This window comes from Pararhizobium sp. (assembly GCF_965279435.1).
Classification (GTDB): domain Bacteria; phylum Pseudomonadota; class Alphaproteobacteria; order Rhizobiales; family Rhizobiaceae; genus Pararhizobium.
On record NZ_CBDIHY010000003.1, the window covers coordinates 1065839 to 1081877 of the forward strand.

Annotated in this window: 17 protein-coding genes; 11 read left to right on the plus strand and 6 right to left on the minus strand. The window is 60.2% G+C overall.

Going from position 1 to position 16039, the window contains the following annotated elements; all coding sequences use genetic code 11:
* Window positions 1-5: 5 nt before the first annotated feature.
* From ACQY8Q_RS10695 to ACQY8Q_RS10705, 3 genes are all read left to right on the plus strand, one after another.
* A complete protein-coding gene (locus tag ACQY8Q_RS10695) occupies window positions 6-959 on the plus strand; it encodes an ABC transporter substrate-binding protein (RefSeq protein WP_428426563.1) in 954 nt (317 codons plus the stop codon).
* 144 nt (window positions 960-1103) lie between these two features.
* A complete protein-coding gene (locus tag ACQY8Q_RS10700; RefSeq protein ID WP_428426564.1) occupies window positions 1104-1982 on the plus strand; it encodes an ABC transporter permease in 879 nt (292 codons plus the stop codon).
* Window positions 1979-2773 carry an ABC transporter ATP-binding protein gene (locus tag ACQY8Q_RS10705; RefSeq protein ID WP_428426565.1) on the plus strand — a complete coding sequence of 265 codons (795 nt, stop codon included), beginning with the start codon at window positions 1979-1981 and terminating at the stop codon, window positions 2771-2773. Before ACQY8Q_RS10700 ends, ACQY8Q_RS10705 begins: the two co-directional genes overlap by 4 nt.
* On the opposite strand, the gene ACQY8Q_RS10710 is transcribed toward ACQY8Q_RS10705, so the two are convergent.
* On the minus strand, window positions 2774-3415 hold the full coding sequence (locus tag ACQY8Q_RS10710; protein ID WP_428426566.1) for a LysE family translocator: 642 nt from the start codon (window positions 3413-3415) through the stop codon (window positions 2774-2776).
* A gap of 207 nt (window positions 3416-3622) precedes the next feature.
* Here ACQY8Q_RS10710 and ACQY8Q_RS10715 point away from each other — a divergent pair, with 207 nt between their 5' ends.
* From ACQY8Q_RS10715 to ACQY8Q_RS10725, 3 genes are read left to right on the plus strand one after another with little or no spacing between them, the layout of a single operon-like run.
* A complete protein-coding gene (locus ACQY8Q_RS10715; RefSeq protein WP_428426567.1) occupies window positions 3623-4078 on the plus strand; it encodes a BA14K family protein in 456 nt (151 codons plus the stop codon).
* A 24-nt stretch (window positions 4079-4102) separates the two neighbouring features.
* On the plus strand, window positions 4103-4348 hold the full coding sequence (locus ACQY8Q_RS10720) for a hypothetical protein (RefSeq protein ID WP_428426568.1): 246 nt from the start codon (window positions 4103-4105) through the stop codon (window positions 4346-4348).
* On the plus strand, window positions 4333-5550 hold the full coding sequence (locus ACQY8Q_RS10725) for an argininosuccinate synthase (RefSeq protein ID WP_428426569.1): 1218 nt from the start codon (window positions 4333-4335) through the stop codon (window positions 5548-5550). Before ACQY8Q_RS10720 ends, ACQY8Q_RS10725 begins: the two co-directional genes overlap by 16 nt.
* Before the next feature lie 257 nt (window positions 5551-5807).
* On the opposite strand, the gene ACQY8Q_RS10730 is transcribed toward ACQY8Q_RS10725, so the two are convergent.
* Both ACQY8Q_RS10730 and ACQY8Q_RS10735 read right to left on the minus strand, forming a co-directional pair.
* Window positions 5808-7004, minus strand: coding sequence for a multidrug effflux MFS transporter (locus ACQY8Q_RS10730; RefSeq protein WP_428429747.1), 1197 nt, complete (start codon window positions 7002-7004; stop codon window positions 5808-5810).
* A gap of 8 nt (window positions 7005-7012) precedes the next feature.
* Window positions 7013-7492: a MarR family winged helix-turn-helix transcriptional regulator gene (locus tag ACQY8Q_RS10735; protein ID WP_428426570.1), complete on the minus strand. Its 480-nt coding sequence runs from the start codon at window positions 7490-7492 to the stop codon at window positions 7013-7015.
* Window positions 7493-7736: 244 nt separating this feature from the next.
* Between ACQY8Q_RS10735 and ACQY8Q_RS10740 the strand changes: the two genes are divergently transcribed.
* The 3 genes from ACQY8Q_RS10740 (at window position 7737) to ACQY8Q_RS10750 (ending at window position 10962) form a co-directional block, all read left to right on the plus strand.
* Window positions 7737-8000 (plus strand): hypothetical protein, encoded by a 264-nt coding sequence (locus ACQY8Q_RS10740; protein ID WP_428426571.1) that lies wholly within the window; start codon window positions 7737-7739, stop codon window positions 7998-8000.
* A 118-nt stretch (window positions 8001-8118) separates the two neighbouring features.
* Window positions 8119-8760: a LysE family translocator gene (locus ACQY8Q_RS10745; RefSeq protein WP_428426572.1), complete on the plus strand. Its 642-nt coding sequence runs from the start codon at window positions 8119-8121 to the stop codon at window positions 8758-8760.
* A gap of 114 nt (window positions 8761-8874) precedes the next feature.
* The gene (locus ACQY8Q_RS10750) at window positions 8875-10962 is read left to right on the plus strand and encodes a M3 family metallopeptidase (RefSeq protein WP_428426573.1); all 2088 of its coding nucleotides are present in this window, start codon (window positions 8875-8877) and stop codon (window positions 10960-10962) included.
* 4 nt (window positions 10963-10966) lie between these two features.
* On the opposite strand, the gene ACQY8Q_RS10755 is transcribed toward ACQY8Q_RS10750, so the two are convergent.
* Window positions 10967-11323 carry a type II toxin-antitoxin system RelE/ParE family toxin gene (locus tag ACQY8Q_RS10755; RefSeq protein ID WP_428426574.1) on the minus strand — a complete coding sequence of 119 codons (357 nt, stop codon included), beginning with the start codon at window positions 11321-11323 and terminating at the stop codon, window positions 10967-10969.
* Window position 11324: 1 nt separating this feature from the next.
* The gene (locus ACQY8Q_RS10760; RefSeq protein ID WP_428429748.1) at window positions 11325-11576 is read right to left on the minus strand and encodes a ribbon-helix-helix domain-containing protein; all 252 of its coding nucleotides are present in this window, start codon (window positions 11574-11576) and stop codon (window positions 11325-11327) included.
* 168 nt (window positions 11577-11744) lie between these two features.
* Between ACQY8Q_RS10760 and ACQY8Q_RS10765 the strand changes: the two genes are divergently transcribed.
* On the plus strand, window positions 11745-13337 hold the full coding sequence (locus ACQY8Q_RS10765) for an alkaline phosphatase D family protein (RefSeq protein ID WP_428426575.1): 1593 nt from the start codon (window positions 11745-11747) through the stop codon (window positions 13335-13337).
* Between the two features lie 137 nt (window positions 13338-13474).
* Window positions 13475-15304, plus strand: coding sequence for a translational GTPase TypA (gene typA / locus ACQY8Q_RS10770; RefSeq protein ID WP_428426576.1), 1830 nt, complete (start codon window positions 13475-13477; stop codon window positions 15302-15304).
* 99 nt (window positions 15305-15403) lie between these two features.
* Here typA and gfa read toward each other — a convergent pair whose 3' ends face one another.
* On the minus strand, window positions 15404-15979 hold the full coding sequence (gene gfa / locus ACQY8Q_RS10775) for an S-(hydroxymethyl)glutathione synthase (RefSeq protein ID WP_428426577.1): 576 nt from the start codon (window positions 15977-15979) through the stop codon (window positions 15404-15406).
* Window positions 15980-16039: the final 60 nt, after the last annotated feature.

The following is a 16039-nucleotide window of genomic DNA, read 5'->3' on the forward strand; positions in this document are numbered from 1 at the left end:
CACTCATGCGTTCAGTTCTTATCGCTCTTGCGGCAACCGTCGCCCTCACCCTGCCCGCCCGGGCGGAAAATGTCACGGTTGCGGTCACCGCGATCGTCGAACATCCGGCACTGGATGCCGTGCGTGACGGCGTCAAGGAAACCTTGGCCGCTGCTGGCTACAAGGAAGGCGAGAACCTCAAGTTCCTCTACGAATCCGCGCAAGGCAACCCGGCAACGGCAGCCCAGATCGCTCGCCAGTTCGCCGGCGAAGCCCCGAACGTCATCGTTCCGATCTCGACACCGTCGGCCCAGGCCGTCGTCTCTTCGACCCGCGACATTCCGGTTGTTTTCACCGCAGTCTCCGACCCGCTCGGCGCCCAACTGATCAAGGATATGGACAAGCCAGGCGGCAACGTCACCGGCCTTTCCGACCTGTCGCCGGTTGCCGAACATGTGGCGCTGATCAAGGAAATCCTGCCGAACGTGAAGTCGATCGGCTATCTCTACAATTCCGGCGAGGCAAACTCCGTATCGCTGCTCGCCGTCCTGAAGGTCGAAGCCGAAAAGGCCGGCCTGACCGTTGTTGAATCCGCCGCCACCAAGTCTGCCGAAGTCCAGGGTGCTGCCCGCGCGTTGGTCGGCCGCGCCGACGTTATCTACGTGCCCACCGACAACACCATCATTTCGGCGCTGGAAGGCGCTGTTGCCGTAGCCGTCGAAGCCAAGCTGCCGCTGTTCACCGCCGACACGGATTCCGTTTCGCGTGGCGCCGTTGCCGCTCTCGGCTTCAACTATCATGATGTCGGCAAGCAGACCGGCGACATCGTCGTTCGCATCCTGAAGGGCGAAAAGCCGGGCGATATCGCCGTCAAGGTTGCTGCCGGTACCGATCTGGTCATCAACAAGGGCTCTGCCGTCAAGATGGGCGTCACCTTCCCGGAAAGCGTTCTGAGCCGCGCCACCCGCGTCATCGAATAACGCCAAGCCGCCTTATATTTGCACAATCTGATTGATTTTGAACCGCCCTCCTTTCATACGGGGGCGGTTCATCTGTAAAACAAGCCTCGCTTTACCGGCTAAGCCGGACCGGGCTTGACGAATTTGAGAAGAGGACCGACAGCGGTGAGCCAAATTGCCTTCTGGGGAGCAGTCGAGCTTGGGCTCGTGTATGCCTTCGTCGCCATCGGCGTATTCCTTGCCTTCCGCGTGCTCGATTTTCCGGATCTGACCGTTGACGGCTCCTTTCCGCTGGGTGCAGCCGTTGCCGCGGTGCTGATCATAGCCGGCTTCAATCCATGGATCGCCTCGGGCGTCGCCGTGATCGCTGGCGCTGCCGCCGGCATCGTCACCGCCATCCTCAACGTCCGCTTCCGCATCCTCAATCTTCTGGCATCGATCCTGACGATGATCGCGCTGTTCTCGGTCAACCTGCGCGTCATGGGCAAGCCGAACGTCGCCCTGATCAATGCTGATACGATGCTGTCGCCCTTCTTCGGTCTAGGTCTCCGGGACTTTTACGTTCGCCCGCTGTTCATTGGGCTTCTCGTCGTCGTCGCGGTTATCGCCGTCTGGCGCTTCCTTGAAAGCGACGCCGGTCTGGCGATGCGGGCAACCGGCGCCAATGCGCGCATGGCACGGGCGCAAGGCGTCGACACCAGCCGCCAGATCTACCTCGGCATGGCACTGTCCAATGCACTGGTTGCCCTTGGCGGTGCGCTGTTTGCCCAGACCAACGGCTTTGCCGATGTCACCTCCGGTGTCGGCACCATCGTCGTCGGTCTCGCAGCCGTCATCATCGGTGAAACCCTGCTCGGCGCGCGCGGCATCCTCATTGCATTGATCGGCTGCGTCCTCGGCTCGATCCTCTACCGCATCGCCATCCAGCTGGCGCTCTCGACCGATATACTCGGCCTGCAGGCTTCCGATCTCAATCTGGTTACCGCAGCCTTGGTCACGGTCGCCCTCGTTCTTCCCCGCCTGCGCCGCGGAGGTGCCGCATGATCAAGCTCGACAATATCCAGGTCATCTTCGGCAAGGGAACGCCGCTGCAGAAGCAGGCGCTAAACGGGGTCAGCCTGACCATCGAGGAAGGCACCTTCGTCACCGTCATCGGCTCCAACGGTGCCGGAAAATCCACCGTGCTCGGCGTGCTCGCCGGCGACGTCATCCCGACCGCAGGCCAGGTGATGATCGGCAATACCGACGTCACCCGCAAGGGCACAGCCGCCCGCGCCGGGCTCGTCGCCCGCGTCTTCCAGGACCCGCTGGCCGGAAGTTGTGGTGCGCTGTCCATCGAGGAAAATCTTGCCCTTGCCGCACGGCGCGGCGAAAGCCGGGGACTGACACCCGCGCTCGGCCCCAAGCGCCGCGAGCATTTTCGCGGTCGCATCGCCGAACTCAACCTCGGCCTCGAAAACCGCATGAAAGACCGGATGGACCTGCTGTCAGGCGGCCAGCGGCAGGCTGTCTCGCTGGTCATGGCGACGCTTGCCGGTTCCGAAGTGCTGCTGCTCGACGAACATACGGCAGCGCTCGATCCCGGCATGGCCGAATTCATCATGAACCTGACCCAGAAGATCGTGTCCGAGCGCAAGCTGACGGCGCTGATGGTCACCCATTCAATGCGCCAGGCGCTCGATTTCGGTCACCGCACCATTATGCTGCATGGCGGCGAAGTGGTACTCGACGTCTCCGGCGATAGCCGCAAGACACTGCAGGTCGAAGACCTCATCGCCATGTTCCGCAAGATTCGCGGCCAGACGCTGGATGACGACGCACTGCTGATCGGCTGATCAGCGCGTCTGCGTGAACAGGATCTTCACCGCAAAGATCGAAAACACGCCGGCAAACGTATAGTCGATGCCGCGCATGACGCCCTTGCGCCGCTGCAGCCAACCGGAAAGGCCGTCGGCGGTGAGGATCACGAGCACGCTGACGGGTATCGACGCGACGATGAAGAAGAAGCCGAGGAACAACAGTTTCTGCGTCACGGCCGGGTCGTTGGCGGTGACGAACTGCGGCAGGAAGGTCATGAAGAAGATGATGACCTTCGGATTGAGCAAATTAACCCCCAGCCCCGTCGAAATATTTGCCAGTGCCGAGGCGTTCGTATCATCGACCTTCTTGACGGTCAGCGTCGATCCATAGCGGATCGCCTGCACGGCCAGCCAGAACAGATAGGCGGCACCACCGGTCTTCAAAATCATGAAGGCTGTCGGCGAGGCCGTGATCAGCGCCGAGATGCCGAAGGCGACGAGCAGCGTGTGCACGACGCAGCCAAGGCTGGTTCCGACAACGACGAAGAAAGCGGCCGCCTTGCCCTGCGACAGCGCCCGGCTGATCGACAGCGTCATATCGGGACCCGGCGTTGCCGCCAAAAGCAGCGTCGCTGCGGTGAAAGCCAGAAGTGTTGGCAGGCTCGGCAGGAAATCCATTGTTCGATCCTATGGAAGGTGAGGCCGCGCATCCGTTCGATGCCCGCCTATTGAATGTCCCAAATGCCGGCTGAAAGCAATTCGGCATTTCGCCAGCCCCCTGATGGGAAATGACACCCGAATACAAGCATCACCAAATGGTGATGACGCCCGGCTGGAACGAATGCGCGATTGAACCGTTTTCGCCATGACACAAGGAAAGAATTCATGAGAAAAATTGCCGTCTTCTTCATTTCAGCCGTCACTGCGCTGACCAGCTTTGTTCCCGCCCAGGCGTTTCCGACCGTGGTGAGAACACAGACCACACAATCCGATATTGTCCAGGTTGGCGACCATGCCGGTCGTCAGATCATCCGCAAGAATCATCGCGGCAACGGTTGGGACCGTAACCGGAACAACCACCGTCGCGACCGGTGGGATCGCGACCGCCGCAATGATCGTCATGGCTATTACCGGAACGATCGCCGCTACAGGAACAACAATGCTGGCGCCATCATTGGCGGCTTGGCTGCCGGCGCCATCATCGGTGGTGCCATCGCATCGCAGCCGCGTTATTCCAATGGCAATTCCCACACCCAGGCTTGCTATGCGCGTTATCGCTCATACCGGGCGTCCGACAACACATACCAGCCGAATTACGGACCACGTCGCCAGTGCAACTAGGCGATAACGGGTCAACCACCCGTCATGACAACTGCCATCAAGCCCGCCGCCCGCAAGGGACGGCGGGCTTTCCGTTTCCAGTCCAGATTGCCTGAGCTTCAAACCTTACCAAGTCAGCAAGTGCGCTATTCTCTGGCCGAAAGGGTTGCGCGACCCGGCAATCTCGCTAAAAGTGCCGCAGAATTTTTCTTGGGCGCGATCCCGCATTTTCTCGGACAAGCCCGCGTTTTCTCTGACAAGACGGACAGACAAACATGGCAAAGCAAGTGAAAAAGGTCGTTCTCGCCTATTCCGGCGGTCTCGACACGTCGATCATCCTGAAATGGCTACAGACCGAACTCGGCGCTGAAGTCGTCACCTTCACCGCCGATCTCGGCCAGGGCGAAGAGCTCGAGCCGGCCCGCAAGAAGGCGGAGATGATGGGCATCAAGGATATCTACATCCGCGATGTGCGCGAAGAGTTCGTCAAGGATTTCGTTTTCCCGATGTTCCGCGCCAATGCCGTTTACGAAGGCGTCTACCTGCTCGGAACCTCGATCGCCCGTCCGCTGATTTCCAAGCACCTGATCGAGATCGCCCGCGAAACCGGCGCTGATGCCATCGCCCATGGCGCCACCGGCAAGGGTAACGACCAGGTTCGCTTCGAGCTTTCCGCCTATGCCCTGAACCCCGACATCAAGATCATCGCGCCTTGGCGCGACTGGTCGTTCAAGAGCCGCACCGACCTGCTCGCCTTTGCCGAGGAGCACCAGATTCCGGTTGCCAAGGACAAGATGGGTGAAGCGCCGTTCTCGGTCGATGCCAACCTGCTGCACTCGTCGTCCGAGGGCAAGGTTCTCGAAGATCCAGCCGTCGAAGCTCCGAATTACGTCTACATGCGCACAATTTCTCCGGAAGAAGCACCGGATGTGGCAACCACCGTCAAGATCGGCTTCCGCAAGGGTGACGCCGTTTCGATCGACGGCAAGGACATGAGCCCAGCCTCGATCCTGACTGCGCTCAACGCGCTTGGCCGCGACAACGGCATCGGCCGTCTCGATCTCGTCGAGAACCGCTTCGTCGGCATGAAGTCGCGCGGGGTCTACGAGACCCCAGGCGGCACCATCCTTCTGGCCGCCCACCGCGCCATCGAATCGATCACGCTCGACCGGGGTGCAGCCCACCTCAAGGACGACATCATGCCGCGCTACGCCGAGCTGATCTATTACGGCTTCTGGTTCTCGCCGGAACGCGAAATGCTGCAGGCACTGATCGACAAGAGCCAGGAGCATGTCGAAGGCGAAGTGTCGCTGAAGCTCTACAAGGGCAATGTCATGGTCACCGGCCGCGAGAGCAACAAGTCTCTCTATTCCGACAAGCTGGTGACCTTCGAGGACGACCAGGGCGCCTACGACCAGAAGGACGCCGCCGGCTTCATCAAGCTCAACGCCCTGCGCCTGCGCACTCTGGCCGCCCGCAACCGCGACAAGTAAAGACATCGATAGCGATGGAGTAAGCCCGTTTCCGCACGGAGGCGGGCTTTTTCGTTTATTCTTTTCGACAGACCATTTGGGAAACTGCGCGGCAACCCAAATCTCCGTCATTCCTGTGTCCGTCACAGGAATCCAGCCGCCCAAGTCATTGGGCGATAAGAGTCTTTGACCCGACAGACGTCGGGTCGCTGGATGCCCGCCACGAGGGCGAGCATGACGGCGGGTGATAGCTCGCGGTCCTTCGGAAACTACGCCGGCTATTCGCCAGTCACTTCCAGCACCAGCCGCCGCGTCGAATGCTGAAACCAGACATAGCTGGCCACCGAGGCAAACAGCATCACCGGAATGATCACGCCGAAGGCGGTGAAGGGCGTGCCGAGAAGTGCTGCCGCAAGACCACCGAGAAAGCCGCCGGCCATCTGGATGAACCCCATCATCGCCGAAGCCGAACCGGCAATATGCGGGAAGGAATGCAGCGCTGCCGTCGTCATATGCGGTGTCAGGAAGGCGATGCCGAAGCTGGAAAATGCGACCGGCAGCATCACCGACAGATAGGTTGGCTCGACGAAAAGAACGGAAAGGGCGATCAGCAACCCGCCGGTGGCGCAAAGAGCGAGCCCGACACGAACCGAGCCTTCGCCGCCCAGTTTTGCTGCCATCAACCTCAGACAGACCGAGCCTGCAAAATAGGACCCACTCTGCATCAGCATGCCGATCCCGAAGGCGGTTGGCGTCATGCCGACGTTATCAATCAGGATAAAGGACAGCATGGTCGACTGCGCATAGAGCGCGCCGACCGAGCCGCCGAGCACGATGGCGGCGGCCACAAAGCGTGGATCGCGGATGAGTTCGCCATAGGCTGCCACAAGCGGCCCCGGCCTGGCGCGGCAGCGATCCGGCACCGTGGTTTCGCGCATGAAGACGATGACGGCAAAAATGGCGAGCAATCCGAAACCGACCAGCACGAAGAAGATCGATTGCCAACCAAAGGCCGCCAGCGCCAGCCCGCCGAGCGTCGGCGCCATGGCCGGGCCGATGGCCAGCATGATGCCGATCAGATTCATGATCCGCGATGCCTCAGCACCGGTGAACTGGTCGCGCACGATAGCCCGCGCCACAGTAATCCCAACGGAAGCGCCGATGCCCTGGATCAGCCGCCCGGCCAGCAGCCAGTCGACCGTCGGCGCAAAGGCGCAGACGAGGCTGCCCAGAAGATTGATGCCGACGAAGGCAAGCGTCGCCCTCTTACGGCCGAACGCATCCGACATTGGACCGGCAATCAGCTGCGCCACCGAGAAACCGCCGAAATAGACCGACAGCGTCAGCTTGATCATCGATTCCGTGGTGGCAAAAGCCTGAACCAGGTCGGGCATGGCCGGCGTGTAGATCGACATGGAGATCGGCCCGAGAGTTGCCAGCAAGGCACCGAGCATGCTGGTGCGCCGTTCGCTCATCCGCAGGTTCATTCGGAGACACTTTTCTTGTCGGAGGAAACGCTGCGGTCCAGCTGCTGCAGATTTTCACGCAGGCCCTTAAGGCTTGCCCGTAGCGCCTCGCGGCCTTCCGCATCGAGCCCCGACGTCACCTCATCCATCAGGTCGCGAACCTCCCTGCGAATGTCGAGAAGCAGCGTATCGGCCTTGTCGGTCACCACGACATTTTTCGCCCGACGGTCGCAAGGGTCGGGAACACGCTCGACGAGGCCCAGTCCTTCCAGACGGTCGAGATAGGTGGAGAGCGTCATTGGCTCGATGCCCATCCTGATGGCGATCTCGGCCTGCTTGATGCTCTCTGTCGCCGCCACCTGGATCAGCGCCCGGGCCTCGCCCGGCGTCACGCCCAGAGCCGATGTGATAATGCGGCGATCGAATGCACCGCGCAGCAACCGCGACACATCGGTGAGCAACATGCCGATCGTATCGGTTTCCAGTCTGACCGGCATGGAAGTTCGCCTTTGAGGTAATCGTAAGTTTTACTTACCAAGAGCCGGCGGCACCGGCAAGTTTCACCCGGGACTGATTTAAAATATTCAAAATTGGTAATAAACCGATCACGAAAATAGCAATGAAAAACACGCGTTATGACAACGGCGTGCATCGCGAATGCGTGAATTGAACGTGTCCATAACCTGGGAGCAGAGTTCGTAGCGGGAGCAATCACGTTCCCGGCTCACTGGGAGAGAGACCATGTTCAAGACAATTTTCGCCGCCACAGCCCTTATTGCCAGCCTTTCGGTTCCAGCTTTCGCCGCCGGCATGATGGCCTGTGACGACGCATCCATCATGAAGACAGAAGCAATGGCCAAGGGCATGACAGATCCGATGAAGAAGGATTCAATGATGATGGCCATGAAGGAAGTCGACAGCGCCAAGATGGCGATGAAGGACGGCAAGACCGAAGCCTGCTCAATGCATCTCGACAACGCCATGAAGGCAACCGAAGCGAAGTAAACTTCGTCGCTTTTCGCGCGGGCGGAGCTTTGCCTGGCCCTGTCCGCGTCCCGCCCGCCGCATCTTGACGGAATCACCTGCGCAAGGTCGAATGAGCCTTCACGCGCAAGGAGATTCCATGACGCAGACCCTGCTTTTCGGCGCCTTCCTGGCCGCCCTTCTCTATGTCCTCATTCCCGGCCCGGCTTTCCTCGCGCTTCTCGGCATCGGTGCAGGGCAAGGCCGCAAGGCAGGCGCGATGTTCATGGGCGGACATCTGGCTGGCGACCTGCTTTGGTCGGCACTGGCGCTCGTCGCGATCGTCGGCGCAAAGACCATCGGCAGCACGGTGTTCGACGTTCTCGGCCTGCTCTGCGGCTTCTATCTCGCCTGGATCGGCTGGAATGCGCTGCGGGCCAAGCCACGCGGCGAAAACCAGCCATTGATGACCGTGGAGCGGCCGTATCGCCGCGGCCTGATCTTCGGCCTCACCAACCCGAAGGGCTATCCGGTGGCGCTGGCGACGTTTACCGCGCTGCTCGCCGGATCCTCCAACGCGCTCGATTTCCATGCACTTCCCGCGCTTCTCGCAGTTTCCTTCCTTGGATTCCTGGTCGCCGACATCATCCTCATCGGCATTATCGGCGCATCGGTGGTGCGGCGCTTTTACCGCCGCCATGAACTGGCGATCGTGCGGTTGTCCGGCGTGCTTTTCATGGGTTTTGCCGTCCAGGCCATCTGGCATGCCGCACCCGGACTTTTGGGATTGCGCAAGCCTTGACGGGCGGCCTGCAAGCGCCCACCTGACAATCTTGATATTTCCACAATCGCTGCCGACAACGCTTGGCAGCACCCGCTGTAAGCGGGACATACCGGAATGCGAAAGGACTGCCTTATGACGTCGAACCCCGCGCTGAACCCTGCCATCACCGATTGGAACGGCCCGGACGGGCTGCCGCGCTTCGAGGCGGTCAGCGACAGCGATTTTGCGGCATCCTTCGAGGCGGCCCTGGCCGAACACGAAACCGAAATCGACGCCATCGCCAACAATCCACAGCCTGCCACCTTCGAAAACACTATCGTAACCCTTGAGACCGCTGGCGAGGCGCTATCGCGTGTCTCGTCGCTGTTCTGGAACCGCGCCGGTGCCCACACCAATGACGCCATCCAGGCATTGGAGCGGGATATATCGCCAAAGATGTCGCGCCATTATTCAAAGATCGGCATGAACGCCGTGCTGTTTCAGCGGATCGACCAGCTGTGGGAGAAGCGCGAGGCTCTCGGCCTCTCGCTCGAGCAGTTGCGCGTGCTGGAACGTCACTGGAAGGGTTTCGTCAAATCCGGTGCCAAGCTGCCGAAGCCCGAGCAGGAAACCCTCGCTGGAATCAACGAAAATCTCGCCGGTCTCAGCACCCAATTCGGCCAGAACGTCCTTGCCGACGAAAAAGGATGGTCGCTCATTCTCGCCGACGGTCCGGAACTCAACGGCCTCCCGGATTTCCTCAAGGACGCCATGGCATCGGCGGCGCGTGAACGCGGCGAGGACGGCAAGTTTGCCGTCACGTTGTCGCGCTCAATCATCGAGCCCTTTTTGACCTTCTCCGAACGCCGCGATCTGCGCGAACAGGCTTTCAAGGCCTGGGTTGCCCGTGGTGAAAATCCGGGCGAGACCGACAATCGCGGCATCATCCGCGAGACGCTTGCGCTGCGCAGCGAAGTTGCCAAACTGCTTGGCTACGGCAACTTCGCCGAAATGAAGCTCGACAACACCATGGCGAAGACACCGGCTGCCGTGAACGAACTGTTGCGCACGGTCTGGACAAAAGCCCTGAAACGCGCCCGCGAGGAAGAAGCCGACATCGCAAGCATGATCGCTGACGATGGCAAGAACCACGACGTCATGCCCTGGGATTGGCGCTTCTATTCGGAGCGCATCCGCGCCCAAAAATTCAATTTCTCCGAAGCCGAACTGAAGCCTTACCTGCAACTCGAAAAGATCATCGAGGCTTGTTTTGACGTCGCCAACCGGCTGTTCGGCATCCGGGCGGTCGAGAAGAAAGGCATTACCGCCTATCACCCGGACGTTCGCGTCTTCGAAATCCGCGATGGTGATGACAAGCTTGTCGCCCTTTTCCTCGGTGACTATTTTGCCCGCAGCTCGAAACGCTCCGGCGCCTGGATGAGCGCGTTCCAGTCGCAGCACAAGCTGCCGCTGAAGAACGGCAAGACCGGCGAAATGCCGATCATCTACAATGTCTGCAACTTCGCAAAGCCCGCTGAAGGTAAGCCGGCGCTGCTGTCGCTCGACGATGCCCGCACCCTGTTCCACGAATTCGGCCACGCGCTGCATGGCATGCTGTCTAATGTAACCTATCCCTCCGTCTCCGGCACCGCAGTTTCCCGCGATTTTGTCGAACTGCCCTCGCAGCTCTACGAACACTGGCTGACGGTTCCGGCGATTCTCAAGCAATATGCCGTGCATTTCCAAACCGGCGAACCGATGCCGCAGGCCCTGCTCGACAAGGTTCTGGCCGCCCGCACCTTCAACGCCGGGTTCAACACGGTGGAATTCACCTCCTCGGCAATCGTTGACATGGAATTCCACACCCGTGGCCCGATCGACGATCCGATGGCGGTACAAGCGGAAATCCTCAGCGAACTCGACATCCCGAAATCGCTGGTCATGCGCCACGCCTCGCCGCACTTCCAGCACATCTTCGCCGGAGGCTATTCGGCCGGCTACTATTCCTACATGTGGTCGGAAGTGCTCGACGCCGACGCCTTCGCCGCCTTCGAGGAAACCGGCGACGCCTTCGATACGGCGATGGCAGGCAAGTTGAAGGACCACATCTATTCCGTTGGCGGCTCGATCGACCCGGAAGACGCCTACAAGGCGTTCCGTGGCAAACTGCCAAGCCCGGATGCGATGCTGGCCAAGAAAGGGCTGGCGGTCACGGAAGAACTTTCGGGTTCCGACGCCTGACCAGCTACAAGTCTTCGAACTTGTCAGCGATAGCACTCAAATCCTCGTGCAGCCGCACGGGGATATCCATTCGCTCGTGAAGGATCGCCATCACCCCGATCTTGCCGCTCGGGAGCGCTCGAAAGAACAGATAATGCCGCTCGTAGCGGCTGAAGTAGGCGTGCACTTTCAGATCGGCAGGTATAGCAAGATCGCTCGGTAACCGGCGCCAGAGGGCTTTGGTTTCCGATAGCGTCTGCAGATGCACGTGAAGGACCGTGATATAGGTGACCGCCTGGGCTTCGCCCCACTGCACGACAGTGTCCTTCCAGATACGGTCCTGTGCCACGTCGGCAGGACGATAGAAGAGATATCCGCTCATCCTATCGGCTTGTATTGCGGCGAATGACGTCTTCGGCGGAAACCGCGACAAACTCGCTCTCGTCCGCTCTCAAGCCGGGTTCCAGCTTCTTTTGAAGCCATTCCCATGCCTCAGTCCGGCCTTGAAGGTCGCGGCGGATCAGGGCGCGAATATATTCACTGGCGTTTTCATAGAGGCCATCCTGACCGATCTGTTGCTGGACATGATCCTGCAAGGGGCCTGTGACCCGGACGTGAATGCTCTCCGATGCCATGCTGATCTCCCAATTACAGCTTTCAAAATGAAACTTGTGAGGAATATTGTCAATATTCACCACGGAATGGCGCTGCGTCACGGAACTGTCGCCAAACCGTTGGAATAGATTCATCCAACTGTAAACGAACTGACATCGCTTTCGCCAAAGGTCCGCCTCGGGTTTCACATGATTCCCGAGACGGTACCGGAGGCCGATTTGGTCGATATTCAGGATACGCTGACCCGCCGCTCCTTCCTGCTGTCGGCAGGTGCCGCCGGGTTTGCCGCCACATCCGTTCTGGCCACGCCGTTTTATTCCCGAAGCTCCGGCAGACCGTCCTTCACTCACGGCGTCCAGTCCGGCGATGTCGACACCAAATCCGGGATGATCTGGACACGGGCGGATCGCCCGTCGCGTATTGCGGTGGAATATTCGACGACCGAGAGTTTTTCTTCCCCCGTACGGCTGCCGTCGATCGATGCGCTGCCCGGCCGTGACTTCACGGTGAAATGTGCGCTCGACAACCTGCTGCCCGATCAGGACATTTTCTATCGCTTCACCGCGACCGATCTCTACGACAGCAACAGCATTTCCGAGCCTATCATCGGCCGCTTCCGCACGGCACCCTTGCGACGCCGCTCGGTGCGGTTCGTCTGGTCGGGCGACACCGCCGGCCAAGGCTGGGGCATCGACGATACCGGCATGAAGACCTATTCGACCATGCAACTGCACGAACCGGATTTCTTTATCCATTCCGGCGATACGATCTATGCCGACAACCCGATCCCCGATGAAATTCCGCTCCTGGATGGCACCGTCTGGAAAAACAGGATCGTCACGCCGGAAAAACGCGAGGTGGCGCGCACGCTCGATGAATATCGCGGCCAGTGGAAATACAATCTTCTCGACGATCATGTTCGCGCCCTGAATGCCACGTGTCCCACCTTCTACCAGTGGGACGACCACGAGGTTCTGAACAACTGGTCACCCTCAACCGATCTGCGCGAAGACAACCGCTATCCGGACAAGGACGTCGCGGTCTATGCGGCCCGCGCCATGCAAGCCTTCCAGGAGATGACGCCGATCCGCGCCATTCCGGCCCAGCCTGGCCGCATCTTCCGCAAGATCCCCTATGGCCGGCTGCTCGACGTGTTCTTCGTCGATCTGCGCTCCTACCGCGAAGCCAATCAGGGTGGCGGCAACGAGCTGTTCGGCTGGCGGCAGGCGGATTGGCTGAAGCGCGAACTGGCGGCCTCGAAAGCCACCTGGAAGGTGATTGCCTGCGACATGCCGATCGGCCTCGTCGTCTGGGATGATTTCGCCAACAGGCGCGGCTCCGATGCGATTGCCAATGGCGACAATGGCCCGCCGGCAGGCCGCGAGACCGAATTTGCCGATATCCTCACCTTCATCCGTGACAACGCCATCCAGAACACCATCTGGCTGACGGCGGACGTCCATTATACCGCCGCCCACCACTATGATCCGGCCCGCGCCGCCTTCAAGGATTTCCTGCCGTTCTGGGAGTTCGTCTCCGGACCGCTGCATTCCGGTACCTATGGCCCGAAAGAGCTGGACATGACCTTCGGGCCGGATGTGCGCTTCATAAAGGCCGCGGGCACCGGCATCGACCAGAACCTGCCGCCGTCTGCCGGCCTGCAATTCTTCGGCCTTGTCGATATCAACGGCCAGACCGAGCAGATGACCGTCCGGCTGATGGATCGGGACGACCGCGAGTTGTGGCAGATCACCCTCGACCCCGCTGGAAATTCCGTATGAAACAGCTGCCGGATTCACTCTCTCTCAAGACTTTGCCGCCCTCCCCCCTTTCGCAAATGCAAAAAAACCTGTATGAGCCGCGCAATTGAAGATGCGGCGTCCCTCACATACGCCCCGAAACCTCCGAGTATTCACACATGAAAATGCGCAACATCGCGATCATCGCACACGTTGACCATGGGAAAACCACGCTTGTCGACGAACTTCTGAAGCAGTCGGGTTCTTTCCGCGACAACCAGCGCACGACCGAGCGCATGATGGATTCGAACGACCTCGAAAAAGAGCGCGGCATCACCATTCTGGCGAAGGCTACCTCGATCGAGTGGAAGGGCGTCCGCATCAACATCGTCGACACCCCCGGCCACGCCGACTTCGGCGGCGAAGTCGAGCGTATCCTGTCGATGGTGGACGGCGCGATCGTTCTGGTCGACTCGTCTGAAGGCCCGATGCCGCAGACCAAGTTCGTCGTCTCCAAGGCGCTGAAGGTTGGCCTTCGCCCGATCGTCGCGATCAACAAGATCGACCGTCCGGACGGCCGCCATGAAGAAGTCATCAACGAAGTCTTCGACCTCTTCGCAAACCTTGACGCGACCGACGAGCAGCTCGATTTCCCGATCCTCTACGGTTCGGGCCGTAACGGCTGGATGAACCTCAACCCGGAAGGTCCGAAGGAAGAAGGCCTCGCGCCGCTTCTCGACCTCGTTCTCAAGCACGTTCCGGAGCCAAGCGTCGGCGAAGAAGACGGCGCGTTCCGCATGATCGGCACGATCCTGGAAGCCAACCCCTTCCTCGGCCGCATCATCACCGGCCGCATTCATTCCGGCTCGATCAAGCCGAACCAGGCCGTCAAGGTTCTGGGTCAAGACGGCAAGCTGATCGAGAACGGCCGTATCTCGAAGATCCTCGCTTTCCGCGGCATCGAGCGTACGCCGATCGACGAAGCCCATGCAGGCGACATCGTCGCGATCGCCGGCCTATCCAAGGGCACGGTCGCCGACACGTTCTGCGATCCGTCGGTCACCGAGGCGCTGCATGCCCAGCCGATCGACCCGCCGACCGTCACCATGTCCTTCATCGTCAACGACAGCCCGCTTGCCGGCACTGAAGGCGACAAGGTAACAAGCCGCGTCATTCGTGACCGCCTGTTCAAGGAAGCCGAAGGCAACGTCGCGCTGAAGATCGAAGAAGCCGAAGGCAAGGACTCGTTCTACGTGTCCGGCCGTGGCGAATTGCAGCTCGCCGTTCTCATCGAAACCATGCGCCGCGAAGGTTTTGAGCTTGCCGTATCGCGTCCGCGCGTCGTCATGCACAAGGACGAAGCAACCGGTCAGATGCTGGAACCGGTCGAAGAAGTCGTCATCGACGTTGATGAAGAATATTCCGGCGTCGTCGTCCAGAAGATGTCCGAGCGCAAGGCTGAAATGGCCGAGCTTCGTCCGTCCGGCGGCAACCGCGTTCGCCTGAAGTTCTTCGCTCCGACCCGCGGCCTGATCGGCTACCAGTCGGAACTGATGACCGACACGCGCGGCACGGCGATCATGAACCGTCTGTTCCATGAATATCAGCCTTACAAGGGCGATATCGGCGGCCGCGTTCAGGGCGTTCTGCTCTCCAACGACGCTGGCGAATCCGTTGCCTACGCGATGTTCAACCTGGAAGACCGCGGCCCGATGATCATCGACGTCGGCGAGAAGGTCTATGCCGGCATGATCATCGGCATCCACACGCGTGACAACGATCTCGAAGTCAACGTGCTGAAGGGCAAGAAGCTCACCAACATGCGAGCCTCCGGCAAGGACGAAGCCGTCAAGCTGACGCCGCCGATCCGCATGACGCTCGACCGTGCGCTGTCCTGGATCCAGGACGACGAGCTGGTCGAAGTGACGCCGAAGAACATCCGCCTGCGCAAGATGTACCTCGATAGCAACGACCGCAAGCGTTTCGAAAAGTCGCGCGGCGCTGCATAAGCAGACCGTTCAGGACAGATAGACAAGGGCGCAGCGATATCGATCGCTGCGCCCTTTTTGATTCTGACCGATGTGTTTATCGGTTTACAGTCATCTGCTTCAGGATTTCAGCACACCACTCTTCTTCGCCGTCCAGGTGGCCATGTAGTCCATCAGCGCATTGTTCAGGCAATCTGATGGTGTCAGGCCAAGTTCGGTCAACCGGGCGCGGATGGCCGGCATGTCGGCGGGATCCGTTCCAGCTTCAATGACCGAGGACACGAAAGCGGCGAAACCAGGCGGCGACCAGCCATCCTTATCAAAGCGTTCGGGATGAATGAAATCCAGACCCTGAAAAGGATGCTCCCGCTCCACCGGGCCATACATGTGGACGCCACAGCCCTTGCAGGCATGGCGCTGGATCAGGGCAGTCTTGTCGACGACTTCGAGCTTGTCGCCATTCTCCAGCACGGCAATCTTGTCATGCGCAGCAACGGCAACAATCGAAAACGTCGCTCCGGCCGGTTTCCAGCATTTGGTGCAGCCACAGGCGTGGTTATGGGCGACGTCACCCTCGACTTTGACCCGCACAGGCCTGTCGGCACAGGCGCAGACCAGAACACCGCCAGTGAAGCCGGGCGAGCCCTTCAGCGCGCCCTTGTCGAGCAATGGATGTAGAGAAACGGTAACAGGCATATTCTCCTCCCGTGCCGGTTATCTCCTTCGCCTCCCCGTGCCGGCAGATCGCGGCAAGGC